The organism is Burkholderia sp. KCJ3K979 (genome assembly GCF_016759955.1).
Lineage (GTDB): Bacteria > Pseudomonadota > Gammaproteobacteria > Burkholderiales > Burkholderiaceae > Burkholderia > Burkholderia orbicola.
The window spans coordinates 1-24128 of record NZ_JACFYV010000037.1 but is presented as its reverse complement, the minus strand read 5'-3'; the positions used below and the strand labels follow the sequence as shown (position 1 = coordinate 24128).

The 24128-nt window shown below is 59.8% G+C and carries 27 protein-coding genes; 22 read left to right on the top strand and 5 right to left on the bottom strand.

What is annotated here, in order from left to right:
• The first annotated feature begins 1 nt into the window (after position 1).
• From H3O04_RS11445 to H3O04_RS11345, 21 genes are all read left to right on the top strand, one after another.
• Positions 2 to 367 (top strand): phage head closure protein, encoded by a 366-nt coding sequence (locus tag H3O04_RS11445; protein WP_442862825.1) that lies wholly within the window; start codon positions 2 to 4, stop codon positions 365 to 367.
• Entirely contained in the window at positions 354 to 704 is a 351-nt protein-coding gene (gp17, locus tag H3O04_RS11440; protein ID WP_202587699.1) for a tail completion protein gp17, read from the top strand. The genes H3O04_RS11445 and gp17 overlap by 14 nt, the downstream gene beginning before the upstream one ends.
• Position 705: 1 nt before the next feature.
• Positions 706 to 1188, top strand: a complete 483-nt coding sequence (locus H3O04_RS11435) for a phage tail tube protein (RefSeq protein ID WP_175768494.1) — start codon at positions 706 to 708, stop codon at positions 1186 to 1188.
• Between the two features lie 80 nt (positions 1189 to 1268).
• Positions 1269 to 1631 carry a hypothetical protein gene (locus tag H3O04_RS11430; RefSeq protein WP_175660580.1) on the top strand — a complete coding sequence of 121 codons (363 nt, stop codon included), beginning with the start codon at positions 1269 to 1271 and terminating at the stop codon, positions 1629 to 1631.
• Positions 1632 to 1660: 29 nt separating this feature from the next.
• On the top strand, positions 1661 to 1996 hold the full coding sequence (locus H3O04_RS11425) for a phage tail assembly protein T (protein WP_202587698.1): 336 nt from the start codon (positions 1661 to 1663) through the stop codon (positions 1994 to 1996).
• A complete protein-coding gene (locus H3O04_RS11420; protein WP_124504358.1) occupies positions 1968 to 2393 on the top strand; it encodes an HK97-gp10 family putative phage morphogenesis protein in 426 nt (141 codons plus the stop codon). Before H3O04_RS11425 ends, H3O04_RS11420 begins: the two co-directional genes overlap by 29 nt.
• Positions 2383 to 5703 carry a phage tail tape measure protein gene (locus tag H3O04_RS11415; protein ID WP_202587697.1) on the top strand — a complete coding sequence of 1107 codons (3321 nt, stop codon included), beginning with the start codon at positions 2383 to 2385 and terminating at the stop codon, positions 5701 to 5703. The genes H3O04_RS11420 and H3O04_RS11415 overlap by 11 nt, the downstream gene beginning before the upstream one ends.
• A gap of 3 nt (positions 5704 to 5706) precedes the next feature.
• Positions 5707 to 6051, top strand: coding sequence for a phage tail protein (locus H3O04_RS11410; RefSeq protein WP_202587696.1), 345 nt, complete (start codon positions 5707 to 5709; stop codon positions 6049 to 6051).
• A 5-nt stretch (positions 6052 to 6056) separates the two neighbouring features.
• Positions 6057 to 8879 (top strand): hypothetical protein, encoded by a 2823-nt coding sequence (locus H3O04_RS11405; RefSeq protein ID WP_202587695.1) that lies wholly within the window; start codon positions 6057 to 6059, stop codon positions 8877 to 8879.
• A gap of 10 nt (positions 8880 to 8889) precedes the next feature.
• Positions 8890 to 9345: a phage tail assembly chaperone gene (locus H3O04_RS11400; RefSeq protein WP_202587694.1), complete on the top strand. Its 456-nt coding sequence runs from the start codon at positions 8890 to 8892 to the stop codon at positions 9343 to 9345.
• A complete protein-coding gene (locus H3O04_RS11395; RefSeq protein WP_202587693.1) occupies positions 9342 to 10025 on the top strand; it encodes a phage minor tail protein L in 684 nt (227 codons plus the stop codon). The genes H3O04_RS11400 and H3O04_RS11395 overlap by 4 nt, the downstream gene beginning before the upstream one ends.
• Complete coding sequence (locus H3O04_RS11390; RefSeq protein WP_442862824.1) at positions 10022 to 10792, top strand: C40 family peptidase; 771 nt, start codon at positions 10022 to 10024, stop codon at positions 10790 to 10792. Before H3O04_RS11395 ends, H3O04_RS11390 begins: the two co-directional genes overlap by 4 nt.
• Entirely contained in the window at positions 10792 to 11364 is a 573-nt protein-coding gene (locus H3O04_RS11385; RefSeq protein ID WP_202587692.1) for a tail assembly protein, read from the top strand. Before H3O04_RS11390 ends, H3O04_RS11385 begins: the two co-directional genes overlap by 1 nt.
• Positions 11361 to 15533: a TipJ family phage tail tip protein gene (gene gpJ / locus H3O04_RS11380; protein WP_202587691.1), complete on the top strand. Its 4173-nt coding sequence runs from the start codon at positions 11361 to 11363 to the stop codon at positions 15531 to 15533. Before H3O04_RS11385 ends, gpJ begins: the two co-directional genes overlap by 4 nt.
• 336 nt (positions 15534 to 15869) lie before the next feature.
• Positions 15870 to 16622, top strand: a complete 753-nt coding sequence (locus H3O04_RS11375) for a hypothetical protein (protein ID WP_202587690.1) — start codon at positions 15870 to 15872, stop codon at positions 16620 to 16622.
• 166 nt (positions 16623 to 16788) lie between these two features.
• On the top strand, positions 16789 to 17004 hold the full coding sequence (locus H3O04_RS36085) for a hypothetical protein (protein ID WP_237666246.1): 216 nt from the start codon (positions 16789 to 16791) through the stop codon (positions 17002 to 17004).
• A complete protein-coding gene (locus H3O04_RS11365) occupies positions 16991 to 17530 on the top strand; it encodes a glycoside hydrolase family protein (protein ID WP_202587689.1) in 540 nt (179 codons plus the stop codon). Before H3O04_RS36085 ends, H3O04_RS11365 begins: the two co-directional genes overlap by 14 nt.
• Before the next feature lies 1 nt (position 17531).
• A complete protein-coding gene (locus H3O04_RS11360; protein WP_202587688.1) occupies positions 17532 to 17999 on the top strand; it encodes a DUF2514 family protein in 468 nt (155 codons plus the stop codon).
• 104 nt (positions 18000 to 18103) lie between these two features.
• Complete coding sequence (locus H3O04_RS11355; RefSeq protein ID WP_202587687.1) at positions 18104 to 18676, top strand: hypothetical protein; 573 nt, start codon at positions 18104 to 18106, stop codon at positions 18674 to 18676.
• A 47-nt stretch (positions 18677 to 18723) separates the two neighbouring features.
• The gene (locus tag H3O04_RS11350; protein ID WP_202587686.1) at positions 18724 to 19056 is read left to right on the top strand and encodes a hypothetical protein; all 333 of its coding nucleotides are present in this window, start codon (positions 18724 to 18726) and stop codon (positions 19054 to 19056) included.
• 52 nt (positions 19057 to 19108) lie between these two features.
• Complete coding sequence (locus H3O04_RS11345) at positions 19109 to 20767, top strand: HEPN domain-containing protein (RefSeq protein ID WP_202587685.1); 1659 nt, start codon at positions 19109 to 19111, stop codon at positions 20765 to 20767.
• An 82-nt stretch (positions 20768 to 20849) separates the two neighbouring features.
• Here H3O04_RS11345 and H3O04_RS11340 read toward each other — a convergent pair whose 3' ends face one another.
• Complete coding sequence (locus H3O04_RS11340) at positions 20850 to 21578, bottom strand: transcription elongation protein SprT (protein WP_202587684.1); 729 nt, start codon at positions 21576 to 21578, stop codon at positions 20850 to 20852.
• A 145-nt stretch (positions 21579 to 21723) separates the two neighbouring features.
• Positions 21724 to 22053: a hypothetical protein gene (locus H3O04_RS11335; RefSeq protein ID WP_202587683.1), complete on the bottom strand. Its 330-nt coding sequence runs from the start codon at positions 22051 to 22053 to the stop codon at positions 21724 to 21726.
• An 84-nt stretch (positions 22054 to 22137) separates the two neighbouring features.
• Here H3O04_RS11335 and H3O04_RS11330 point away from each other — a divergent pair, with 84 nt between their 5' ends.
• Entirely contained in the window at positions 22138 to 22818 is a 681-nt protein-coding gene (locus H3O04_RS11330) for an SOS response-associated peptidase family protein (RefSeq protein ID WP_202587682.1), read from the top strand.
• 9 nt (positions 22819 to 22827) lie between these two features.
• Here the strand turns inward: H3O04_RS11330 and H3O04_RS11325 are convergent, their stop codons facing one another.
• The 3 genes from H3O04_RS11325 to H3O04_RS11315 form a co-directional block, all read right to left on the bottom strand.
• On the bottom strand, positions 22828 to 23376 hold the full coding sequence (locus tag H3O04_RS11325; protein WP_202587681.1) for a hypothetical protein: 549 nt from the start codon (positions 23374 to 23376) through the stop codon (positions 22828 to 22830).
• A gap of 90 nt (positions 23377 to 23466) precedes the next feature.
• Complete coding sequence (locus H3O04_RS11320) at positions 23467 to 23721, bottom strand: hypothetical protein (RefSeq protein WP_059856671.1); 255 nt, start codon at positions 23719 to 23721, stop codon at positions 23467 to 23469.
• 32 nt (positions 23722 to 23753) lie between these two features.
• A complete protein-coding gene (locus H3O04_RS11315) occupies positions 23754 to 23936 on the bottom strand; it encodes a hypothetical protein (protein ID WP_059856669.1) in 183 nt (60 codons plus the stop codon).
• Between the last annotated feature and the right edge of the window lie 192 nt (positions 23937 to 24128).

The following is a 24128-nucleotide window of genomic DNA, read 5'->3' as shown; positions in this document are numbered from 1 at the left end:
AGTGTCGGGTTCAACGACTAAGGCAGGAAGCTATAACCGTCGCGTGCGAGTCGAAGCGCTCGACCCGGACGCGCAGGACGCATACGGCCAGCCAAAGGAAGCATGGGTAAAAGTGTGCGAGGTATGGGCCAACGTCCTGGGTAACTCGGGCTCGCAGGTGCTTCGTTCCGATCAGCCGGTGGGCAAGGTCAAAACGTCGATTCGTGTGCGCTACCGGGAAGGGTTGCACGAGGGCATGGTGGCCGTGTTGCTCGGCAAGGGTGGCGAGAAATCGCAGCAATTCAACGTCGACGCAGTTTCGCCGGACTTCGCTCGTCGCGAGCATGTCGACCTCATTTGTACGGCGGTCGACAATGGCCGACGCTGATTCGCTGACCGCTGCGGCGCTGCGCTCGATCGCTGGAATGAAAACCTACCCTGACCAAGCGCCGACCGGAGCAAAGCCGCCGTATGCCGTTTATCAAGTCGTAGGCGGGGTTAGCGTAGTCGACCTAGATAATGACCCGGACGACCTGCAAAACGCTCGTATGCAGGTCGCAATCTGGTCGCCGGATAAGGGGGAATCCGTCCGGTGCATGCAGCAGGCACGCCGCGCTATGATGCGCGCCGGTGCTGTCCCCATTGGGGCGCCGACGAGCGCATATGAGACGGACACGAAGCTTTACGGCCGCCGTCTTGATTTTTCAATCTGGTTCAAGGAGTGATATGAGCAGCACGGCAATCAATGCGCAAGGTTCGCGGTTCTACATCAACACGGGCAAGCCGGGCGACGCGAAACCGACGTGGACGAAGGTGAACAACGTGAAATCGTTCAGCGGGTTCGATGGCAGTGCGAACGAAATCGACGTTACAGACCTCGACAGCAAGGCGAAGGAAAAACAACCGGGCCTGATGGACAACGGCGCGTTTTCGCTGGACGTCAACCGCAATCTGAAGGGCGCAGGTCAAGCGGCTATGCTGGCCGCGCAGAAGTCGCAGACGACGACTGACTACCAACTCGTCTATCCGGACGGCACGGCCGATCAGTTCCGAGCGTTCGTCAAGTCGTTCCCGATCAGTGGCGGCGTGGATGCCGTCATGACCGCGACTATCAGTCTGACGATCACGGGTGAAGTCGTCCCGGTTGCTCCGGGCAATGTCGCAACGGGCGGTCTGCCGGACGATCCTGCGCCGTCGGGCGGCGCATAATTTCGGGGCGGCGCGGCGTCACGTTATACGCCGCTAATTCATCGGTAGAGCAACAGTTAAACGAATAAGGAGTACGAAAGGTGGCGGTACTGAATCGCGAGCAAATTCTCGGTGCGCTCGACCTCAAGAGCGAGTCAGTCGACGTTCCGGAGTGGGGCGGCGAGGTTCTCGTGAGCGTGATGAGCGGCGCGGCGCGGGATGCGCTCATGGACACGCTGGCGACGCCGCAAAGCTCGTCACGGTTCCAAGGCGTCATGATCGCGTCGACTGTCGTGGACGAAGCGAGCAAGCCGGTTTTCTCGGCTGACGATGTGGAGGCGTTGACACGCAAGAATCCGGACGTGATGGCGCGGGTCGTCGCCGTCGCTATGCGCCTGAATGGCATCGGCCAGAAGGCGGTCGCAGAAGCGGAAAAAAACTCCGACGCCGCCCCGAGCGCCTAAGCTGGTTCCGGCTGGCCCGTGAGCTAGGAATGTCGGTGCGGCGCTGTCAACAGGAGGTCGATAGCGCCGAGTTTGCCGAATGGCTCGCCTACGGAAACATTGAGCGGTTCGGGCCGGCAATGGACGATTTGCGCATGGGCGGGATCGCGGCGGCGATCTACAACGTAAACCGAGACACGAAACAACGGCCCGAGCCCTTTGGGCCAGCGGACGTGTTCGGATGGATGGAGGTGGGGAAGGCGGCAAATGAGCCGGTGCTACTGGCGGATGCGTCAGAGCAAACGGCATTGATGAAGAGCAAGCTATTCGGGAACCGGCGACGTAATGGCGTTAAAAATGGAGGTTCAGAACCCGAACGGATTTAGTGAACTGCTGCAAAAGATGGGAGCCGCACTAGGCGAGTCTGCGTTACGCAAGGCCGCTGCTAGTGCGGCTTCTGTCGTTTTGAAGGAAGCAAAAGCGCGCGCGCCTGTCGGGCCGCTGCCGCACCATCAAGGCAGTAAGCAATTTCCGGTCGGGTTCGGTCGTGATTCGTTGCTCGTGACTTTCAAACCGGAAATGTCGGTGGAAGGAAAGATGGCGACGTACACAGTCACATGGAGCAAGGACGCGTACTACTTGGCGTTCTACGAGTACGGCACGTCAAAGATGGCTGCGCGGCCGTTCTTTCGACCGGCTATCGACGCAACGAAAGACGCGCAATTACAGGCAATCCGCGATTCGCTGTCGCAATCAATGAGGGAGGCGGGCATTGTCCAATAACACCCAATACAACCTGACCGTCAATGCGGACGGCGTGTATACCGCGCTTGAGCGCGCGCAAACGAGCTTTCAGAAGTTCGGCGTAACGGTCGACCTCACGGCGCAGAAAGCGGCGGCGTCTCAACAGGCATTCGAGGAATCCGTCAAGAACACGTCGGACGCCTCGGTGCGCGCACAGCGGCAGGTCAAGCGCTACATGGATTCGCTCGTGCAGCAGGCGCAAACAGCCGGCCAAACGAGCGAGGACATGCTACGACTGCGGGCCGCGCAACTCGGCGTGTCGCAGGCGGCAGAGCAGCACATCGCCAAGATTGAGCAAGTCAAAGCCGCGATGTCGCAACAGGCGCAGATTGCGCGCGATGTGGCGACGGCAGAGCGCGAGGCAGCGGCAGCGGCTCGGGACGAAATCGCGAACCAGACGGCGGCGCAAAATCTCGCGAACGCAGCGCAGGTCGCAAACAAGAAGCAGGCCGACCAGTTGCGGGCGGCCAGTGCGGACGCGACGGCACAAGCGCAGATCGCGTCGGAACGGCGCGTGGCGGCCGAATCGCAGCTTGCCTATCTGAAGGCGCAGGCAGCGGCGAGCAAGGCCAATGCTGCGGCTGTAGCGGACGCCAAGGCAGCGGAGGCGGCTAAGACGGCGGCAGCGAATGCCGGCGCGGCGGATCGGTTCAAGGCGTGGAACACCGCATCGCAAGCCGCCGTGCAGGCGTCCAAGTCGCAGGCTGCGGCGGTGCAGGCTCAAAGTGCTGTGACCGCAAGCAAGCAGATTGCGGACGCGAACGCGGCGAAGGTTGCGCAGATCGATGCGGCAAAGCAGGCGGCAGCAGCGCAGACGGCAGCGCTTCAGAACGTCGCGGCGAAGTCGGGCGGCGGCGGGCATGGAGGCGGGCACGCCGGCATCTCACGCGAACTGATGGTGTTGGGCCATGAGGCCGCGATGGGGTCGTGGAAAAACTTCGGCGGCTCGATGATGGTGCTGGCCGAACAGATCAACGTCCTGAGATACGCGCTAACGCCGGTCGGCGGCGCATTCATCGCCGTTGGCGCTGCGGCGGCGCTCGCCTATATCAGCATCCACAACATCACGCAGGAGCAAAAGGAACTCCAGGGCGCAATGGCGCTCACGGCGAATTTTGCTGACCTCACGCAAGGCCGCTTGCTCTTGCTGTCTGACGCCATACACAGCGACCTTGGGGTATCCGTTGGTGATGCTAAAACGGCACTCAAGGAACTGGCGAAATCCGGCGTTGTGGTGGGCGCTGACCTTCAGGGCGTGGCGGAAGGTGTCGTTGCGTATTCGAAGTTGAGCGGCCAGTCGGCGGACGATACGGCCAAGATGTTCATTCAGTCCTACGGGTCGGCCGGCGAGGCCGCGCAGAAGTGGGCCGAGACGCATCACGACCTGTCGAAAGCTCAGATCGAGCTGATCAAGAAAATGGAGGAATCGGGCGACAAGGCTGGCGCTTGGTCTACCTTCGTTCAGGCGGCTACGGAGGCGGCCCGTGTCAAGGTCAAGGCCGATTTGAAGGACATGGGCGGCGACATCGAGACGTTCGGTCAGCAGTGGTCGCGATTCTGGCGCGGTATCAGCGGCAGCGGAGACGAACTGACAAAGCGCCTCGACAACGTGCGTCGCTTGCGTGCGCAGAAGAACGATTCCGATTACAACCCGATGGGTGTCAACTCGGCCGAATTCGATCGACAGATTGCGGCCGAGCAGAAGGAAATCGACAGGCTGACTGAAGCCACGCGCACGCAAGAGGAGCACACGAAGGCGGTCGACCGTGCGCGCGCGATGGACGAGCAGCACGCCGAAGCCATGAAAAAGACGTGGACGTGGCAGCAGAAACTAGCTGACGCCAACGCGAAGTCTCGGGCCGGCATGGACGCGCGGATTGCGGCGGCGAAGGCGGCAGGAACGTACACGAATGAGTACGCAGCGCAGCAGGCGAAAGACCTGCAAGCGGAGCTTGCCGCGAACGCTCGTGAATACCACGGCCAGAAGCAGGCCAAATCCGCGGCCCCCGCTGTCCATGACACTTTGCTCGAAGGCATCACGAAGCAAAACGAAGCGCTATCGCTTCAGCTTTCAACGCGCGAAAAGCTGACGGCGGCGGCCCGTTTGCAGCTTGACGCGCAGTTGCGCATCGCAGCTATCGAAAAGATCGCGGTGAACAAGCGCACCGCAGAGGATAAGCGAATCCTCGCGGACAAACATGCGATTCTCGATGCGGCGGCCAAGGGTGTCGAGATGCAGAAGCAGGTCGACGCGCAAGAGGAATTGAACAAGCTGAAAGAGCGCGGCAAGCAGATCGACGCCGACATTCTGAACTATCAGCAATCGCAAACGGAGCAGTACGAGGCGCAGCTAGGGGCGATCGGGCTCGGCCGAAAGGAACAGCAGCGCGTGGCGTCCGAACGTTCGATTCGTCAAAAGTACCTGCATGAGCAAGCCAAGCTCGACCGCGAGACGCCGGAAGCACTGCGAGGCAGCGACGACTATTTGGCGGCACAACAGCGCATCGCGCAGGGGCGTGAAAAGTCGTTGGAGGACAACCGCCGCTATTACGCTGACATGGACGCCATGCAGGCTGACTGGATGACGGGCGTAACGCAGGGGTGGCACGACTACGCGGACGCGGCAGCCAACAATATGGCTCTCGCGCAAACGGCTTTTGTCGACACGACGAACACGTTACAGCAGACGTTCGACACGTTCGTTAAAACCGGCAAACTCAACTTTGCCGACATGACGCGCAGCATCTTGTCTGACCTCGCGAAGATCGCGGCACAGAAAGCGATTGTCGGGCTCGTGAACATGGGTGTTTCGGCGGTGTCCGGCTTCATGGGCGGTGGCGATGTTGCGGGGAGCGCGGTAGGCACGACAACCGGGCTCAATCAATATGGGTTCCACCTCGCGACGGGCGGCGCGGTGTCGGGGCCGGGAACAGGTACGAGCGACAGTATTCCCGCATGGCTTTCGAACGGCGAATACGTCGTCAAGGCTGCGGCCGTCGACCGCATCGGTGTGCATGCGCTCGACGCGCTCAATGCGGGTCATTCAATCGGCTCTGTCGCTAGGTTTTCGTCCGGCGGTGCGGTAGGCTCGGTGGCCCGCGCGACACGTCCGGCGGGCGGCAATACGACGCTCGTTGACGTGACGGTGAATGCGGACGGGGGCGGGCTGGATGCGTCGGATATTCCGGGGTTGAGGGCCGACATTCAGGCGCTTATCGACGCTCGCATCGCGCAGAAGATGAAGGGGCAGGGCGGGTATGCGTGGCAAATGGCAAACGGGAGTGTTTAAACGGTGCTGACGTTTGGATGGACTCCGACGGTCGCGAACTACAGCGGTACGGCTACTCCGGTAGTTCGTGCTGCGAAGTTTGGAGACGGATACGAGCAACGAGCAGCCGACGGGCTTAACAACGTAGCGTCGGCGTTCTCCGTGCAGTTCAATGGGAGCGCGGACAAGATTAAGGCCATTCTGACTTTTCTCCGGGCCGCTGGCGGGGCTGATGCGTTTTGGTGGACGCCGCCCCTTTGGGACTCGCCGGGGGCGTTTTACAGCCCGTCGTGGACGGAGGCGACGAAAGACGGGAACGTGTACACGATGACCGCGCAGTTTCAGCAGACATTCAGCGTAGAGGGATAGGGCAGATGGAAGGATTGCAGGCGCTTGATTTTGGCAAGGAGCCGACCGGGGAGGGCGGCGATACCTACCGAAAGGCGGCGAAAAAGATTCAGGCGAATTTCGATGCGATCAGCGCGGCGATTGACCGCAAGGCGGATTCCGTTGATAGCGGTGCAGCGCTCGATCAGGAGAAGCAGGAGCGGGCCACGGGCGACGCGAATACGCTGGCGTCTGCGAAGTCGTATGCGGACACGCAGGGCGCGGCGAAGCTCGCGACGGCAAAGGCGTATGCGGACACTGTGGGGTCGGCCACGCTCACGAGTGCAAAGTCGTACGCGGACGGCGTGGGCGCGGCACGGTTGAACGATGCGAAGGTGTACGCGGACGGGCAGGATGCAAAGGTTACTCAGGCCGCGAATGCGCGGATGGATGCCGGCGACGCCTCGACGCTGGCATCGGCCAAGACGTACACGAACGCCCAGATCACGGCGCTCGTGGGTGGGGCACCGGATGCGTTAAATACGCTCAAGGAATTGGCGGATGCGCTCGGCGATGACAAAGACTTCGCCTCGCATGTTACGACGGAAATGGGGCTCAAGGCGTACACAGCGGACGTTGACGCGAAAGACGCCTCAATTCTCGCGCAGGCGAAGGCGTACACGGATTCCAGCCCGGCCGGCGCGGCGTCGAAACCTTACGTGGACGCGCAGGACGCGGCCACGTTGGCGTCGTCTAAGGCGTACACGGACAGCCTCGCCAAAGGCACGATCCGGCCGTCGGAGGTGCAGGCTCAGGGCAAAGTCGTAGGCACGGGCTCGGTGGCGGCGCTCGTCGCCACGAACGGCAGCGGCGCAGGCCAAACGTCCATCACCATGAAGCGCGAGGGCGGGCCGACCGATCAGAAGCAGTGGGAGTGCATGCACGACAGCGGCGGCGCATGGGTGCTCCGCACCGTGAATGACAACTATACGAACGCGCAAGCCGCGTTGCAGGTAACGCGCGGGACAGGTGTGACGGTGGCAACCATGCTGCTGATGCCGACTCAGGGCAACGTCGTGGCTGGCCCTATCGCGGATGATGGTCAAGCGCGATTGCAGATCGGGGGTAAGGTCGGGCTCCGTACCGATTACGCAGAGATTCGCATGCGTGCCGCCTCAGGTACGAACCTGAACGGCTGGCGGATCATCAGCAACATCAACGGCGCGCAAGACGGCTCGCTCGTGTTCCAGCATTCGACCGACAATTACGGGACGAACTTCACGGACGCGCTCACCATGGGCGCGAACGGGTCTGTGTTCATTGCCACGGGTGCGCCGCCCGCTGGCCCGTCGGCCCTGAACGTCGGTAACGCGATGCTGCTGTACAGCCCGCAATACGACAACATCGGCCTGTTTTCCACATCGTCATACTCGGGTGGGCTCGCAATCGAGGCGGCGACCGGCGACAACAAGACGAAGAAAAACATTGCGCTCGCGCCGTGGGGTGGTCGTGTACTCGTCGGCAGCGGAGTGGGCGACGATGGCTCCAATGCGTTTCAGGTCAGGGGCAATGCGTCGTTTCGTGGCGACACCACGACCACGGGCAACGTAACGTCCGGGGCCAACATCACGGGCACGACGCAGTATCGACAGGGGCTCGATGGTGACGGCACGGCCACAGCACTGTACAACGACCCGGGCAAGCGTAATTTCGTCGTCCGTTCGGGGCCGTCAACGGCCTACAAATTCACGCAAGTGACGGAATCCGGCGACCTGTTGAGTCCAGGCGGCGGCTACTTCACGAACAAGGTACAGGGCTCGCACCTGTCGGCCGAAGGCTCGGCCGACCTCGCGACAGCCTCGCTGTTCCTGAACAACACGGGCACGAACGGCCGCAAGTACAGCGTTGCATCGCGCGGAACTACTGATTTCGCGATCAGCGACGAAACGGCAGGGGCTACGCGGCTGGCAATCAACGCGGCCGGCACCGTCATCACGAAGGGGAGTCTACAGGTCGACGGAACTGCCAACGTGAGCGGGGCCACGAACGCGAACCAGATCAACGCTACGGGGCTCAAGCTTGCAAGCGGCGGGCAGACCGGAACGCTGATGACGAACACGGCGGCGAATTCGTCGTTCATGTCGTATGTCGGGCCGGGCGGGTTCTTCAACATCGCGGGCACGGACGGCGCGGGTTCGGTAAAGGCCGCAGTCATGCGCGTGTCGGGCGACATGTCGCAGGTCGATCTACTGCCGGGTAACAACGCGGTGCACGACACCCGTACCAACATCACCCTTGGGGGCACCGCATCGATTGCCGGTCGTCTGTGGCTGTATCAAGGCGATCCGAATTCGGGCTATCACGGCGAGATTGCATTCAAGCGTGCCGGGGACGGTACCGCGATGTATATGCGCGGGTGGCCGGATACGGGTAATGCCGGTGTGCAGTGGGTCAACGCAGCCTATAACGCTGTTGTCGCGTCGATTGATAACGGTGGGACGTTATGGCTCGCCGGGAACATTCGATTCAACGGAACGGGGGCGGTCAACACCGACGGAAATATTCTGATGGGGTGGCGCAATCAATGGCTGTCCGATGGTGCTGCGCATTGGGACGACGCATGGAACCGTGGAACCTATGCATCGTCCCGTGCTGATGACGCATGGAATAAGGCCAACGATGCGCAGGTAAACCGTGCTGACCGGGGCGCGCAATGTCAAATCTCGGCACTGGAAGAGGTTGGCCCCGTCTTCGTTAGTAACGGCAACGCGGACTGGATTCGTCGAGACAATCCATGGGTCATGAACGGCATCCGCATGATTAATGGTGATCGTATGTGGGTTCGTTTTGCGTGGCTTCGCAACAATTGATAAGGATTGAGTGGAAAACAATATGTCGGAAGAATTTGTGACCTTGGACGAATTGCTGTTCGTACTCCAACAAGAATATCCAAATTTGGTAGCGGGTCGCGACTACTTGTTGGCCCGGCGGCTTAATCCCGACGGCACACCAACAGAACATGCACGAGTCGATCGCTGGCCAGACGGGATCGACAAGCCGGATGCAGATTGGATTCTGGCGCGTGTACCTGTTCACAGGAAGGCATACGAAGAATCGCCGGTGCGTAATCAACGCGACCAGTTGTTGGCGCAGACAGATTGGACACAGGGCGCAGATGTGCCGACGGCCACTGCCGCGCGTTTTGCGGAATACAGGCAGGCGTTGCGCGACCTGCCGGAGCAGGCTGGATTCCCGCATAGCGTCGACTGGCCAGCGTTCCCGCGTTCCGGTCAGCCGACCGGCGATGGGCGGCCTGTGGAGGTTGCTACTCAGTGACGATCACGGGGGACATTCAGCAGTTGTCGCCCGGTCGTATCGTGGAACTGTTCGAAGTTGATGCAACCAACATCGGCGGTGACATGATGCGATTCCACGGGCATCTACAGAGCCAGTCTATCTGGTGGCAGGGGCAAGAGTTTCGCCCGTGGCCGATTCAGGCAACGGGGTTCAAGAAAACGACCGATGCGCAGCAGCCGACGCCAACCCTCAACGTTGGCGATTTGGGTGCGACGATCAGCGCGCTGTGTGTTGTTCTCGATGACTTCGTGGGTGCGACAGTGAAGCGACGGCGCACGCTCGCGAAGTATCTGGATGCGCGCAACTTCCCGGGCGGCAACCCGGCGGCCGACCCAACGGCAGAAATGGCGGTGGAAATCTGGCGCGTTGAGCAAAAGGCGGAAGAGGTAAGCGGCGTGTCGGTGAGCTTCACGCTCGCGTCGCCGCTCGACTTCGGCGGTCAGCAGATCCCGGCACGCCAGATGGTCAATATGTGCCAGTCGGAGTATCGCGGGCCGGACTGCGGCTATACGGGGATCAAGTATTTCGACCGCAACGACAAACCTGTAGACGACCCGGCACTTGATCGATGCAGTATGAGGTTGAGCGGGTGCGAGTGCCGCTTCGGTGAGAATAGCGAATTGCCCTTTGGGGGCTTTCTCACGGACGTTTTGTCATGATCGAAATATCGGATTTGCCCGGCAGTGTGCGCGCCGCAATCGAGGCGCACGCTATCGACGCATACCCGAATGAAGCATGTGGACTCGTCGTCTTGCCCGACGGCGGCGGGCCGCTCGCTTACCTGCGTTGCGCCAATACGGCTGATGATCCGCTGAAAAATTTTCGAATCAGCGGTGAGGACTACATATCGGCCGAATCGGTCGGAGTCGTTGAAGCTGTCGTGCACTCGCATCCGGGCGGACGCGCTGTGCCATCGAAGGCAGACCGCACGACGGCAGAAGCGGCGGGTGTAAACCTCTGGATCATCGTGTCGGTGGGCGTGCAGGTCGACGGCTCGATTGGTGTCGAGGCGTGGGGTTCGTTCTCACCTGACGGCTACATGGCCCCACTGATCGGTCGCGAATTCGTGCACGGCGTTCACGACTGTTACTCGATTGTGCGCGATTGGTACAAGGTCGAGCGCGGCGTGACGTTGCCGGACTTCCCGCGCACCGATGGCTGGTGGAATGACGGCAAATCCTCGCTGTACCTCGACAACTATCGTGCGGCCGGCTTTGCCAACGTCGGCAAGGACGCGACGCTCATTCCGGGCGACGTGATGTTGATGACCGTCCTAAGCCAAAACAACGAACCGAATCATGCGGGCGTCTACGTGGGCGACGGTCGGATGATTCACCACATGGTCGGCCGCCTGTCGGCCAAGGTGCTTTTCGGCGGCATGTGGCAGGCGAGCCACTACACCACACTTCGATACAGGGGGAATTGATGGGGCAAGAACTTACGACAATCCGCCTTTATGGCGTTGCTGGTGTCCAGTTTGGGCGGGTGCATCGGCTCGCCGTAGGATCGGCGCACGAAGCCGTTAGGGCGCTTTGCGCAGTAGTGCCGGGATTCCGGAAGTTTCTCGCACGCTCGCGAGACATGGGGCTTACGTTCGCCGTGTTCCTCGACAAAACCAATATTGGCCGGGACGAGCTGGAGTTTCCCGCGTCGCGCTCGGAGATTCGCATTGCGCCGATGATCGCGGGATCGAAGCGCGGCGGCCTATTCCAAACCATCCTCGGCGCGGCGCTTGTGGTGGTCGGCGCACTCACGTCATGGTCGGGTGGAACTGCGCTCATGATGATGGGCGCGAGCATGATGCTCGGCGGCGTTGTGCAGATGCTATCGCCCCAGACTGGCGGCCTGTCTGGCGTAACGGATAACGGAACGTCGTACTACTTCAACGGCCCGGTGAATTCGTCAGCGCAAGGCGAGCCGGTGCCGATTGTGTACGGCGAAATCATGACAGGCAGCAAGGTCGCGTCGAGCGGCATCTACACGGAGGATCAGGCTTGAGGCTGGAAATCGTAGGCGCGGGCGGTGGCGGTGGTGGTGGCGGCGGCTCCGGTACGGAGTCGCGCGATTCGCTGCACTCGACTGCAACGGCGAAGATTCTTGACGTTATCAGCGAAGGTCCGATTGTTGGGCTCGTGAACGGCTTGCAATCCGTCTTTCTCGACGGGACGCCTGTGCAGAACCCGGACGGGTCGAGCAACTTCTCGAACTACAACATCGATACGCGGCCGGGCACTGTCGATCAGGCGTACATGGCGGGATTCCCGTCTGTTGAGAATGAAATCCCCGTAAGCCGGCCGCTCGACAGCACGAACCCGGCCTACGTGCGCCAGATTGAAAATACGCAGTTGACCGCGGTTCGCGTTCGCTTCGGCGTACCGGTGCTTCAGTCGACCAACAAAGACACAGGCGATATCGGCGGCCATCGCGTCGACTACGCTATCGACCTCGCGGAGATTGGCGGCGCGTACACGACCGTAGTGCAGGGCGCTTTCGATGGGAAAACGTCGACCCTGTATGAGCGCTCGTGTCGCGTCGACCTGCCGAAATCATCGGTAGGTTGGCTGCTGCGCGTGCGTCGCATTACGCCGTCCGCCAACACGCAATTCATTCAGGATCAGGTCAACGTCGAAGCGATTACGGAGATTATCGACCGGAAATTGCGGTATCCGAATAGCGCGTTGATCGGCATGCAGTTTGACGCCAAGTCGTTCGCGAGCGTACCGACGCGAGGGTATCTCGTGCGCGGTCGGATTATCGACGTGCCGAGCAATTACAACCCGACGACGCGCACCTACAGCGGCGTGTGGGACGGAACGTTTAAACAGGCTTACACGAACAACCCGGCATGGGTGTTCAACGACCTGGCGAAGCATCCCCGTTATGGCGGCGGGCGCTATATCGACGCGTCGGCGCTCGACAAGTGGACGCTGTACGAAATCGCGCAGTATTGTGACGTGATGGTGCCGGACGGAAAGGGCGGCACGGAGCCGCGCTTTACCTGTAACTGCGTGATTCAGGCCGACGCCGACGCGTTCAAGGTGTTGCAGGACATTGCGGGGATCTTTCGCGGTCAAGCGTATTGGGGCGCGGGCGGCGTCATCGCTACGGCCGACATGCCGAGCGATCCGGTGTACGTCTACACGAACGCGAACGTAGTTGACGCGAAATTCACCTACACGGGCACGGAGCGCAAGAGCCGCTACACGTTCGCGCAAGTCGGCTGGAACGATCCGGCGAACCAGTACAAGGCGGCCGTGGAGCCCGTGCAGGACGACGAGGGCGTGGCCCGCTATGGCGTTGTCAAGGCAAGCATTACGGCGTTCGGCACGACCTCGCAGGGGCAGGCGCACCGGCTCGGCCTGTGGACGCTCGTCTCGTCGCGCGTTGAGACGCAGGCGGTATCGTTCAAGGTTGGTCTAGACGGCACGCTGTCTATGCCGGGCGACGTGATTGCGGTTGCGGACAACAAGAAGGCCGGTCGACGCATGGGCGGCCGCATTCGGTCGATGACGGATACCGTCGTGAATCTCGACAAGCCGGTGAAGGCGAAACCGGGCGATACGCTTACCGTCATCATGCCGAACGGCGTAGCACAGAAACGCACGGTCGACAGTGCGGTGGGCGGCGCGGTGACGGTGACGCAGCACTATGACGCGGTGGGCGTTAAGGGTGCTGTCTGGATGCTCGAATCTGACGACCTAGTTGCGCAGTTGTTCCGCGTTACCGGCGTAGAGGAAAACGACGAAAACGGGCAGATCACCTACACGATCAGCGGCGTACAGCACGAGCCGAGCAAGTACGACTACATCGACACCGGCGCGCAGCTTTCGAAGCGCCCGACTACGGTTGTTCCGCCAAAGGTGCAGGCCGCGCCTGCGGGCGTGCGCGTGTCGGTGCATTACGTTGTCGATCAGGGCATTTCCCGGCCTACGATGACGATTGCGTGGGATCAAGCGCCCAACGCTGTCGACTATACGGTTGAATGGAAGAAGGACAGCGGCGAGTGGATTCCGGCCGGCACGGTCGGCGGCCAGTCGACGGACGTTCAGGGTATCTATCGCGGCGTGTATCAGGCCCGCGTGCGCGCTCGCAACTCGATGGGCGTCTATTCGCTTCCGACACGGAGCGAACCCACGGCGCTCGAAGGTAAGACCGGTGCGCCGCCGGTGGTGGTTTCCCTGAATGCGTCGAAAGAGCAGATCGGCCAAATTGAGGTCGATTGGGCCTTTCCTGCCGATCACAGCGCGGACGACACGCAGCGCACGGAGGTCTGGTACAGCAAGAACCCGACACGGGACGGCAGTGAATCCAAGCAGGGCGATTACGCCTATCCGACCTCGCGCGCTACGTTGCTCGGTCTGACGAACGGCGTTTCGATGTTCTTTTGGGTGCGGCTGGTTGACCGCTCGGGCAACGTAGGCGCGTTTTTCCCGGACGGCGTAGGCGTTAACGGGCAGTCGAGCGCGAACGCTAACCTGATTCTCGACCTGCTGACCGACAAGCTCACGCGTGAGCAGTTCGGCCAAGACCTGCTGTCGGAGATCGATGCACTGCCGGATATCGCGAAACAGGCGCAGGATGCGGCGCAGCAGGCCAGCGATGCAGCGGCGCACGTCGGCGGAATGGCCGACCAGATCACGGCGAACGCGGCGGCGATCAGCGCGGAAACCATTGCGCGGGGCAAGGCAATCGACACGCTCGACAGGAAGCTGGTTGACCTGTCGTCGGAGGTTGACGGCAACACGGCGCGTCTTGACGAAGAGGCGACGATCCGCGCCGACGCAGACAAGTCGCTTGCGAAGGGGCTGCGCGTACTGACGGCGCAGCTCCGCCCGCAAATGATCGGTGACGATAACGACCCGTTTGCCAGCGATGAAATGTATGCGGGCGTGTATAGCGAGCAGGAGGCGCGCGTCGACGGCGACGAAGCGCTGGCGTCCGACATTCGCGGAGTGGCTGTCGAGATCGAGAAAAGCGACAAGAAGCTGTCCGCGATGGTGCAGGACGAAATGAAGGCCCGTGCGGATGGCGATAGCGCGCTGACGGATCGGCTGGTGACGCTCGAATCGAACGTGAACGGCAACATTGCGGCGCAGATCAAGCAGGAGCAGCAGACGCGGGCCGATGCGGATACGGCACTCGCAAAGTCGGTTGCAACGTTGTCTGCAACCGTCGACGGCAACAAGGCGTCGTTTAACTCGCAGGTCGAAGCGCTTGCGGCAGCAGACCGGGCGCAGGTCGATTCTATTGCCGCGTTGAAGGCGCAGACGGGTAAGGACATCGCTGCGGGGGTGGCGACCGAATCGAAGGCGCGGGCTGACGCTGACGGTGCGCTGTCGTCGCGTCTTGACTCACTTACGGCGCAGACTGCGAAGGATATTTCAGCGGCCGTCGCGAGCGAGGCGTCAGCACGGGCAGATGCGGTTAGCGCGGTGTCCAAGCGTGTTGACACGCTGGCGGCGACAGCGGGCGATAACAACGCGGCGCTGCAAAACACGCTCACGGCACTTGCGGACACGGACAAGGCACAGGCGTCGCAGATCAGCGCGCTACAGGCATCGGTCGGCACGGGCGGCGCCGTGGATACGCGCATCAATGCGGCGATCAAGGCGCAAGCGACCGTGCAGGCGACGACGGACGCGGCGCAATCGAAGCGCATTGACGACGTGCAGGCCCAAGCGGGCAAGAACGCGGCAGCTATTCAGGTCAACGCGAACGCATATGCCGACCTGAAGGGGCAAGTAAACGCGACGTACTCCGTTCGGGTGCAGGCGCTGTCGAATGGTCGGAAGGTGATGGCCGGATGGACGCTCAACGCAGATGGGTCGGGAGACTCGTCTATGGTTGTCGCGGCGTCCAATTTCATGGTCGTTGATCCGAACGGTAACGGGCTCATGTCGCCGTTTGCGATTAGCGGCGGGCAGGTTGTCATGAGCGACGCAATCGTGAATAACCTGCGCGTTGACCTTGCTCTTGTGCATGGCAGGCTACAGTCGACGGCCATCGGAAGTAACGGACGCCCCTGCGTTATCATCGACATGCAATCAGGAGAACTGTTCTTTAACGGTATCAACAACGGAAGCGGCTGGACGGAAATTGCGCCGGGTCGTGTCATGGTTTATGACGGCGCAGGTCAACGGCGTGCAGCATTGGGAGTGAATATCTAGGATGGCTACAGGGCTTCGCATTTGGGGGCCGGACGGTCGACTCGTGGTCGACGTGACGCACCGGCTCGGGAAGCCCGTCGCAGTCGTAGGAATCCCGGCTCAATTCAATGGGTCGGGTTCTTACACTGACGGCACGCTTCAGAATCTCGTGAATCAGGGGCAGCGGCTGTTTGCGGCGTTCCAACGAGAGCACACGTTTGGATGGAAAACGAATAGTTGGAATGTGTGCCCGCCCCGCATCACGATCAACGGGGCGACTGTTTCGTGGCAATTCGGCGGCAAGCAGGACGGACAAGCGGAAGTGACGGGAGGGCTTTTGGTGATTGGGGTTTTCTGATGGATGCAGGTTTCTGGTGCAGGACGGACGACAACGCGACGTATCAAATCGACGGCTATACGCCGACGTTCGGGCTCAAGGAGCACCTGCGGTTGACGTTCCAAAACCAGTCGATTCCCCTCGCTGGTGGGGCGGTGAGCATGCAATACGTGACGATTCCGTATGCCGCGTTTTCGTTCTCGGCCAATCAGCCTGTCGTGGCTTTCCGGTCGGAGTCGTGTCCCGCACAGATGCTCGCGTGCCGCAATACCGGCGGTAGCGGTTGGTTTGCTGAATTCTGGGGGCTCAACAGCGGCGCGTCGTTCGAAATGTTCGTGTTCGACCGGCTGTCGAGCTTCACCGGTGGTTCGTCATTCGGGTTGAAAGTATGGAACCCGGCGGGCGAACTGGTTGCGGACGCGGTTACGCCGCAGATGCTCCCGGTCGGGTTCCTCAACAGCAATATGTGCGCAGACGTGGGCGGCGGCATGCCGGGCCACGGGTGGCAACAAGGCATGCGCAATCCGGGACACGGTTGGTCGACTGCGTATGACTTCCCGACTGGCTCGGTCGCATCGGCAGCTGTGCAAGCAGCATCCGCGATCAGTGGCGGGGCGTGGATCGACGGATGGCAGCACAACGGCGGTCGCGCGACTCATTCATGGTGGCGGTTGCCGTGGGATGGTGGCGGCGCGGCTGGTACGTTGATGGAGTACGGATGTCGGCTTGACTGGTCTAGCGTCTTTCTCGACGTTGCCGGGTTCCGCTTCTAACAGTGCGAATCAGGCCGAATCGGACGAAGTTCTGATATTTCAGTGATTGGCTATGATCCCTGCGGGCGTCGCGTCAAGGCGTCCAAATTAACCAAGGGGGCATATGCAGATCAGTCCGACAGAGGCGGCGGCATACGCGGGATCGGGGGTTGGCGTAGGCGCATCGTTGACGCTGACGGACATGGGCGTTATTGCCGGTGTCACGACGGCGATTCTCACGTTCGCGCTCAACGCCTATTTTTCGTGGAAGAAAAGCAAGCTCGATGCGAGGGTGGCGGAGGCGCGCATCCGGGAAGCTGAAGCAGTCTATAAGCGCGCACAGGCAGGCGATGTAATGGTGGCTCGTGAGGTTGACGAGATGGAGGGCGATGAGCACAACTAACCGGTACGGTGGCGCGGGGTTGGTCGGAATCATCGGTGCAACGGCGGCAGCGGCCGTAATCTCGCTTACAGGGGCATCGGAGGGCGTGAGCCTGACGCCCTATAACGACAAGCTGGCCGGGACGTTGGCGACCGTCTGTTACGGGGAAACGAACGTTCCCATGCGGCGCTACACATTGGCCGAATGCAAGGGCATGTTGTCGAATTCGCTGGCGGGATACGCGGCCGGCGTTCGAAAGACGGTGCCGGGATTCGACAGCCTGACCGACGGGCAAAAGGTCGCGGCGATCGACTATGCGTATAACCGGGGGCTTGGTTCGTGGGCGCGAGCCAGCCGGCCCGATGATCCGCCGTCGATCATGCAGGCGTACAGGCGGCGAGACTTCCCGGCCGCGTGTGAGCTTTATCCGAAATGGGCGCTACTTCGGCGCGGTGACAGGTGGATTGACTGTAGCGTGCGCGCGAATGGCTGCTACGGCATTTACACGCGGCGTATGAAGGAGCGCGCCGCATGCTTGGGGGAATAGCGTGAAGTGGATCAAGGAGGCCGTAGCGGTCTTTCTGGTGGGGCTGTTGATCGGTGGCGGGGTGGTGTACTTCGCGAAGGATCGGCAGGTTGCCGCGATGAAACTGGACAATGCGAACGCGCTGGCGAACGCCGTAACGGCGGCGCGGAAGGAGGAACAGCGGCGGGTCGATCAACAAACGGAGAATGCCAACAATGCAAAGACTCAACGCGACGCGGCTCTGGCTGCTGAGTTTGTCGCTCGTGCTACTGCTGCAAGCTTGCGCGGTACGGTCGATTCCCTCGTCGCCCGCGCGCGTTCCGCCGTTGCCGGCGACGGCCCGGCAGGAGCCGACGCTATCGTTTTGCTTGCCGACGTGTTCGGGGAATCTGTCGAGCGAAATGAAGCGCTGGCAAGCGCGCTTGACCGGGCAAGAATCGCCGGAAACGAGTGCGCAGCAGATTACGACGCGCTGACCGCAAGCCAATGAAGTGAAGCCCGCCTAGTGCGGGCTTTTTTGCGTGGCGTCGCACATGTCCGGGATGCGCAGGTCTGCCGGTATCATTGACTGACGCTGGCAACGAAAGTCCGACTATGACCGAGCTACAGGCGAGAGAAATCCGATTGTTGCATATGCGACACACGATCATCCCTTATCACATCAGGGGAGTAGTCGCAGGATTGTCGGCGCTCGACTTGGGGGCAAAATACGACCCGTTTACGCCTGTAGAAATCCGCATCGAAGGCACTGAACCGGAAGTGCAGCGCGAGACGCTTCTAAGCTACGCGCAACCCATTTGGTGCATGGGCGCTATACATTCGCGGTTTTTGTTGGAGTTCATGGGGCTGAAAAGCAAAGGCTCGCCGTCACGTCTTGAAACTATCGCTGACAAAGAGCGTAGGCCGGGCGATATCGGGATCGAAAGCTATCAACGCGCGGACGGTTCATTCCTGTTGAGGCTTGCCCCGTCAGTCGTTGACTGCTTTCCGGACGCCGACGTGGTGCGAAGTGCGTGGATTGGCACCTGTGATTTTGCAGGGCAGCGGCTGGCCCATGCTACCGATGACTACAAGTTGCAGAGCGGCGACGTAACGGCGATGCTGCGGCGCACGTTCGAAACCATACCGGACTTGGTCAGCCATTGGTTTCATAACCAACTAGACTAGACCGTACAGACGGCTGGAAGTGATACGAGGAAAACGGGGGGAACAAGATGGATGCACCGACGATTATAAACATCGTCATCATCGTTATCTTGGCCGTGGCGACAGCGGCATCGGGTTTCTACGCAGCTAGATTATGGTACGTAGCCAGCAAGAAATCGGTGCGCCCGCTCTATGCAGACCTAGGCACAATTGCACCGGTTGGCGATGAAGCGGCAGACGCTATACACTGGATTGTTGGCATTAACAATTACGTGAGCGAGAGCGGCGATGCCAACCAAGCCGCCGCCAAGTGGACGGCTATCTCGGTTGGGATAGGAGCAGTTACAACCGTTGTCGGCGTGGCGTTACCGCTTGTGCTGCATTGGCTCATGCCCCGCTGACTGCCCGTGCGCAGTCAATCAGTCGCTTGTACCCTTATTCATCGCCAGCCCAATGAAAAGCAACTTCACGTTCAGCGATAGTCATATCTTTTCAGTCGATGTTTCCCATGAAGAGCTTGGGGCAATCGGGCCTGCTAGCTTGACGTTTGGACCGAAGCAATCTATTTTGCTCGACTTCAAACTTGGTGAAATCGGAAAATTAGAAGCGGGAAAAAAATATGATCGACTGACTGCGACGGTACAGGACGGACAGGTGTTTACGCTCTTCGGCTGCGAGCTTCATTTCATCGCAGTCTACGCCGATTACATAGTTGCAGGCGACACAGTGGATGCGTTTGACTTGGCCGAATTCGAAATGACCGAAGTTGCCGACTGGTTCTTCCAGTTTCAGCGGATCGCGGGAGAGGTTGGCACCTCAGTTGAATGGAAAAACAGACCTTCCAATGTCTCTGCGGATGTAACGTCACCGCTAGGTAGTTTTTCGCTCGCCATAGCGCCATATACGGAGCTGGTCGCAATTGATGGCGGGAGAGAAATTAGGGATTATGCTGTTTTTTCGATCGAAAATTCTAAAGATGCTCTTACGCTAAGCAAGCTTCGCTCAATTATCACAGGTCTTTGTACGCTGTTTTCCATCTTGCTTGCTCGGCCAGTTTCTATAATCTCTATCCGCGTTAGAGGCAAGGGGGGGAAGGGTTTCTCTGTTTATTTTCCTTATTATGAAAAAACCCCGGATTCCGACGGCCACGAAGATAGTGGGATGCGATTTCTGCTAAAGCGGAATTTGTTCGATCAGAACTGGCAAACTATAGCTCAGTCATTCTTCAATTCTGATTTACTCGATCCGAGTTGGCTTCGCCTTTCGTCGATGAAACGTTATCGGGATTTTTGGGAGTACAAGGTCGCTGCATATGTTTTCATTCTTGATTCCTACGTAGACTTCAAGACAAAACTATTGCCAAAGAAAACCAATAAATCAGCGACATACAAAATTGAAGCGCTTAAAGGGCGTTTGCTGACTTTGCAGTCGACTCCGACTGAGCAGCAGTGCAACGAGTTTGTTGCGCTCGCGACCGAAATCTTCGGGGCGAAAGATTATACGTTTCGTGAGAAATATCAGCATGTCGTGTCGCAAGTTGACGATGACGTAATTAAGATCGTAAATTTGACTGACAACAATTTTTCGGATTTGAAGCGATTCAGGGATGACGTAGCACACGGGAATCCGATAAACGTTGATGGTGCAATTTTGTCGAAAATTCCGCAACTTACGGATAAGTTGTCGCTTCTCCTGACGTATTTTGCGTTCTTGGATTTCGGCCTGACTTCGAGGGATTTTATCGATTGCTTGTCCCGGACATGGAATCGAATCGTTTTGAATTCAGAAATCAATCAATTGCATCTCGATCGAGTAAATGAAAGTGCGGAATTCATTGCCGTGTCGGCCGAAACTCTTGAATTGTTCAAGCAAAAAACGAAAACGAAAACATGTTGTTGCTTCGATATTGTGCCTGGTGCCGAGCCAATATTCTTGGAGCATCAAACGGAACTTTTCTGTCAGCAACTTTTCGTGAAGAGGCCGACGGGCGCGTCACAAGACCCAAATGATTTTTTTCGGCCGGTCGATAAAAAGGTTCGTACAGTTGGAAAGCTTTACTTTGAACACGGTGATGACCATCTTCAACTGAATCACGTTTTCTTGTTCGAGTGACGTGTTAAACGTTTCCTCGTACTGTTTCAGCATCACCTGCTCCACGCAATATTTGCCGATGAGATGCGGTACATAGTCCGCGTTAGTCGCCCGTACCGTTTACCGCACTAACATCGTATTCCATCGCGCCGTGGCCGGCTGGACACAGTGGCGCACCGACCTTTAACCATTTGGCCGATACGCGTGCCGTGTATCCGCACTCGGTGCATTCGGTCTTGTGCATGCGCGTCGACTGGCGCGGCGGCTTGTTGTTCAGCGGTTCGGCTTTGCCGGTGCCTTCGTCGTCGCCTTCTTCGTCCCCATCCTCGACGGGCTTGGTGTCGCCCAAGAGTGCAGTGAGGTCGATCAATGTGCGCGGCCTGTCCGGCATGATCGCGGCGTGAGGTAGTGCCCCGAGCTTGTCTATCATGGGGCGAATCCACGCCTGAAGGGCTGGGGGCTGTTGTGCATGGGTGAGCTTGCCCGTGAATCCAAGCGCCCGCGCAACGCGCGCAAACTCGCCCTTATGCCCCTCTGCAAGCCCGACCGCTGCATGCGTCAGTTCGTGCGCGAGCGTGCAGGCAACTGCCATGCTGTCTGAGCGGCGCGGCGTCAAGAAAATCTCGAAATGCTCATCCTCGCTCACGCGGGGCGACCAGCATTCACCGGTCGCATGGTCATTCTTTCCGCCGCTCGTCCAGCCGATCGTCACGCGAAACTTCGGTAGCGGCTTTCCGAGTTCCGCGAAGCGCGGAGCCATGAGCGCCGCCATGCTGTTGAGCCATGTCTCGCGGTTGAGCTTCGCGTTTTCCGAATGTGCCGGCGACGCCATTTCGTAGTCCTATTGATATTGTTTAAACAGTCTCCATTCTGGCGGTGATTTGTGCGCAGGTCAATACCCGAGGTAAAGTGTGCGTTGTAAGGTCACTGTCCCTCCTGCGAAGGTGAAGTTGGGCGGAGCGTGAGACGCGGCGCGCCTATCGTGCCTTGACGGCGGCGGCTCGCTGGCGTCGGCGCTCGGCGCGCTTCGCCAGCCACTCAACGATCCGGCTGTGTCGCGCGACGGCATTTTCGTAACCGTAGGTATCGACGGTTCGGAAGAGGTAACCCGGCTCGAATACGTAGTGCACGAAGTAAGGCTCGGCGGGCGGATCGCTGTGATTCGTGACGCCTAGAAAGGTCGTCCAGACACGCGTGTTTGGTGCAACCGTGGTGTCACCAATGTCTCTATCCCGGTGCTTGCAGAAGGTTTCGAGGTCAACCTCGACCGGTTGATTCTGGTCGTTCAGGATGAAATAGTGCTGCATGATCTCGCCCAAAACACTGTATGGATATACAGTTTATCGCGCGGTAAGATGGGGGCGTCAAGAACCGAAAATAGGGGACAGCCGGTGTGTACCAACTACAAAGCTCCTGACGAAGATCCCGGCATCAACGAGCTGAAGATTGGCATTGGCGACCTGTACCGTCGCGATCCTTGGGAACTGCACGTCTATCCGGATTACGCAGCGCCCATCGCCTACGCGACCGGGGAGGGCTTGGGCGTCGTCAAGGCTGTTTTTGGCTTCTGGCCGAAGTTTATGCAGCCGGAGCGTGTGGACGAGAGCGGGAAGAAAAAGCGCAAGCTCGACACCATGAACGCCCGCACAGAAACGGTCGGAGAGTCGCGCCTATATGGCAAGGCTTGGCGAGAGGGGCAGCGGTGCTTGATTCCGGCTCAGTGGATATATGAACCGTGCTACGAGACTGGCAAGAACGTGTGGCATCGCATCGGCCTAGCTGGCTGGCGTCCGTATTGTGTCGCGGGTATCTGGAAGCGATATGAGGATCAGGACGGCCGGTCACTGATTGGTATGTCCATGCTGACCGTCAATGCTGATGGCCACCCTCTCATGTCCCGAATGCACAAGCCGAAAGACGAAAAGCGTTCCGTCGTGATCGTGCGGCCGGAGGACTATGACGAGTGGCTGACGACGCCGAATATCGAGGCGGCGCGCGCCATGCTGCAACTGTACCCGGCCGATGACATGGCGGCCGAGCCGGCGCAGTCGGAGGGCGCGCGCTCAGTGTGACTGCCGCCGTCAGATCAGTGGCGTTGCCTTGCACGTTTCCGCGACGCGCCGGATTTGCGCGGCAGCGTCGGAAAGGTCGAATTCCGTATCTACCTCTGAATACTGGTACGTCTTTGCGCGCACAAGTAGGCGCTTCCCGTTCGCGACGGCTGCGGCGAATCGCTTCACGTCGCTCGCATCCGTCACGATCAGGTACTTGTCGTCATATTCCGATGTGAGGCGCTGGGCCGCTCCACCATCGACCCGGTATTGCACGTCCCGCGTCTCATTGCGCTCGTGCGTCGCGCCGAGATACTGGCCGAAGCTGATTTGAACGTAGACGCTGTCCGCGCCGGGCTGGTCGCACTTGAAGATGAGCAGCGCGCCCGTGCTGGCGCCGTCGCGGCTTTCGAGCGAAGCGATGCCCCTTACCTTGTCGGTCATCGCATCCTTCAACGTCCTGAAGTGCCAGCCCGATCCGGCCGCAGCGTCTTGCGGATGCTGGCCGACATCGTGAGAGCGTTCGCAGCCATACAGCGACGCCGCGAGCACCAAGCACGCGGCAGTGATTCTGTTCATTGTTATTCCCCCGTATTTTCCCGACGAATTTTAGCTTGGCGTGCGGGTGTCATGCGAGGCAGTTATGCGGCTCGAGAGGGGGCGGCGCGCCTACAGGTCAATTTGCGCGCCAATCTCCCGCATCTTATTCAGCACGAGCGCTAGTTGCTCGTCCGTGAGCGCGAGCCGCGCCGCGCCGAAGAAGAGGATTTGCGGGCTCAATTCGCGCGGCACTGCGCCGCCAGTGTATTTCCGCCATTGCTGGCCGCCGGCAACTCCGAACAGATCGGCCATTTGTTCGCCAGTGCGGCCGAGTTCGGCTTTGAGCCGTTGCAAATCGGCAGTGGTAGGAGGCGTGTATTCCATATAGAAAAGCCGCCTTGCGGCGGCCCTTGGAGTTAGTGAGCAAGGAGTCTCGCGAGAGCGAGGGCAGTACCTGCGAATGCCGTAGCCCAGATGACCGGATACCAGCGGTTTTCCCGGTTGATCTTCGCCGCTTCAGCGTTCAGCTTCATGGTTTCAGCCATCAGCTTGCCGATCTCTGCTTCGGTCTTGATCGTGTCCAAGGTCTTGGTGCTCATTGTTCTTCCTTCCGGGATGGCGGGCGGCGCGGTGTGCGCTACCTCTAGGCGATATATTAGCACCATTGGTGCTAGTGTCAAGGGGGCGACGTGTCGATCCGGGTATTGCGCCACGATTGCATTTTCGTCCCCATTATTCTCCCATGGCGCGCAGCGTTCCTTTGTTTGTGGGTGGGTTCGAGTCCGGCCTCA

Bases quoted from the DNA above. Each gene is read 5' to 3' on its own strand.
- gp17 (WP_202587699.1), top strand. From the start codon at position 354: ATGGCCGACGCTGATTCGCTGACCGCTGCGGCGCTGCGCTCGATCGCT.
- H3O04_RS11435 (WP_175768494.1), top strand. From the start codon at position 706: ATGAGCAGCACGGCAATCAATGCGCAAGGTTCGCGGTTCTACATCAAC.
- H3O04_RS11425 (WP_202587698.1), top strand. From the start codon at position 1,661: ATGTCGGTGCGGCGCTGTCAACAGGAGGTCGATAGCGCCGAGTTTGCC.
- H3O04_RS11420 (WP_124504358.1), top strand. From the start codon at position 1,968: ATGGAGGTTCAGAACCCGAACGGATTTAGTGAACTGCTGCAAAAGATG.
- H3O04_RS11405 (WP_202587695.1), top strand. From the start codon at position 6,057: ATGGAAGGATTGCAGGCGCTTGATTTTGGCAAGGAGCCGACCGGGGAG.
- H3O04_RS11390 (WP_442862824.1), top strand. From the start codon at position 10,022: ATGATCGAAATATCGGATTTGCCCGGCAGTGTGCGCGCCGCAATCGAG.
- H3O04_RS11385 (WP_202587692.1), top strand. From the start codon at position 10,792: ATGGGGCAAGAACTTACGACAATCCGCCTTTATGGCGTTGCTGGTGTC.
- H3O04_RS11375 (WP_202587690.1), top strand. From the start codon at position 15,870: ATGGATGCAGGTTTCTGGTGCAGGACGGACGACAACGCGACGTATCAA.
- H3O04_RS11365 (WP_202587689.1), top strand. From the start codon at position 16,991: ATGAGCACAACTAACCGGTACGGTGGCGCGGGGTTGGTCGGAATCATC.
- H3O04_RS11355 (WP_202587687.1), top strand. From the start codon at position 18,104: ATGACCGAGCTACAGGCGAGAGAAATCCGATTGTTGCATATGCGACAC.
- H3O04_RS11350 (WP_202587686.1), top strand. From the start codon at position 18,724: ATGGATGCACCGACGATTATAAACATCGTCATCATCGTTATCTTGGCC.
- H3O04_RS11345 (WP_202587685.1), top strand. From the start codon at position 19,109: ATGAAAAGCAACTTCACGTTCAGCGATAGTCATATCTTTTCAGTCGAT.
- H3O04_RS11340 (WP_202587684.1), bottom strand. From the start codon at position 21,578: ATGGCGTCGCCGGCACATTCGGAAAACGCGAAGCTCAACCGCGAGACA.
- H3O04_RS11335 (WP_202587683.1), bottom strand. From the start codon at position 22,053: ATGCAGCACTATTTCATCCTGAACGACCAGAATCAACCGGTCGAGGTT.
- H3O04_RS11325 (WP_202587681.1), bottom strand. From the start codon at position 23,376: ATGAACAGAATCACTGCCGCGTGCTTGGTGCTCGCGGCGTCGCTGTAT.
- H3O04_RS11320 (WP_059856671.1), bottom strand. From the start codon at position 23,721: ATGGAATACACGCCTCCTACCACTGCCGATTTGCAACGGCTCAAAGCC.
- H3O04_RS11315 (WP_059856669.1), bottom strand. From the start codon at position 23,936: ATGAGCACCAAGACCTTGGACACGATCAAGACCGAAGCAGAGATCGGC.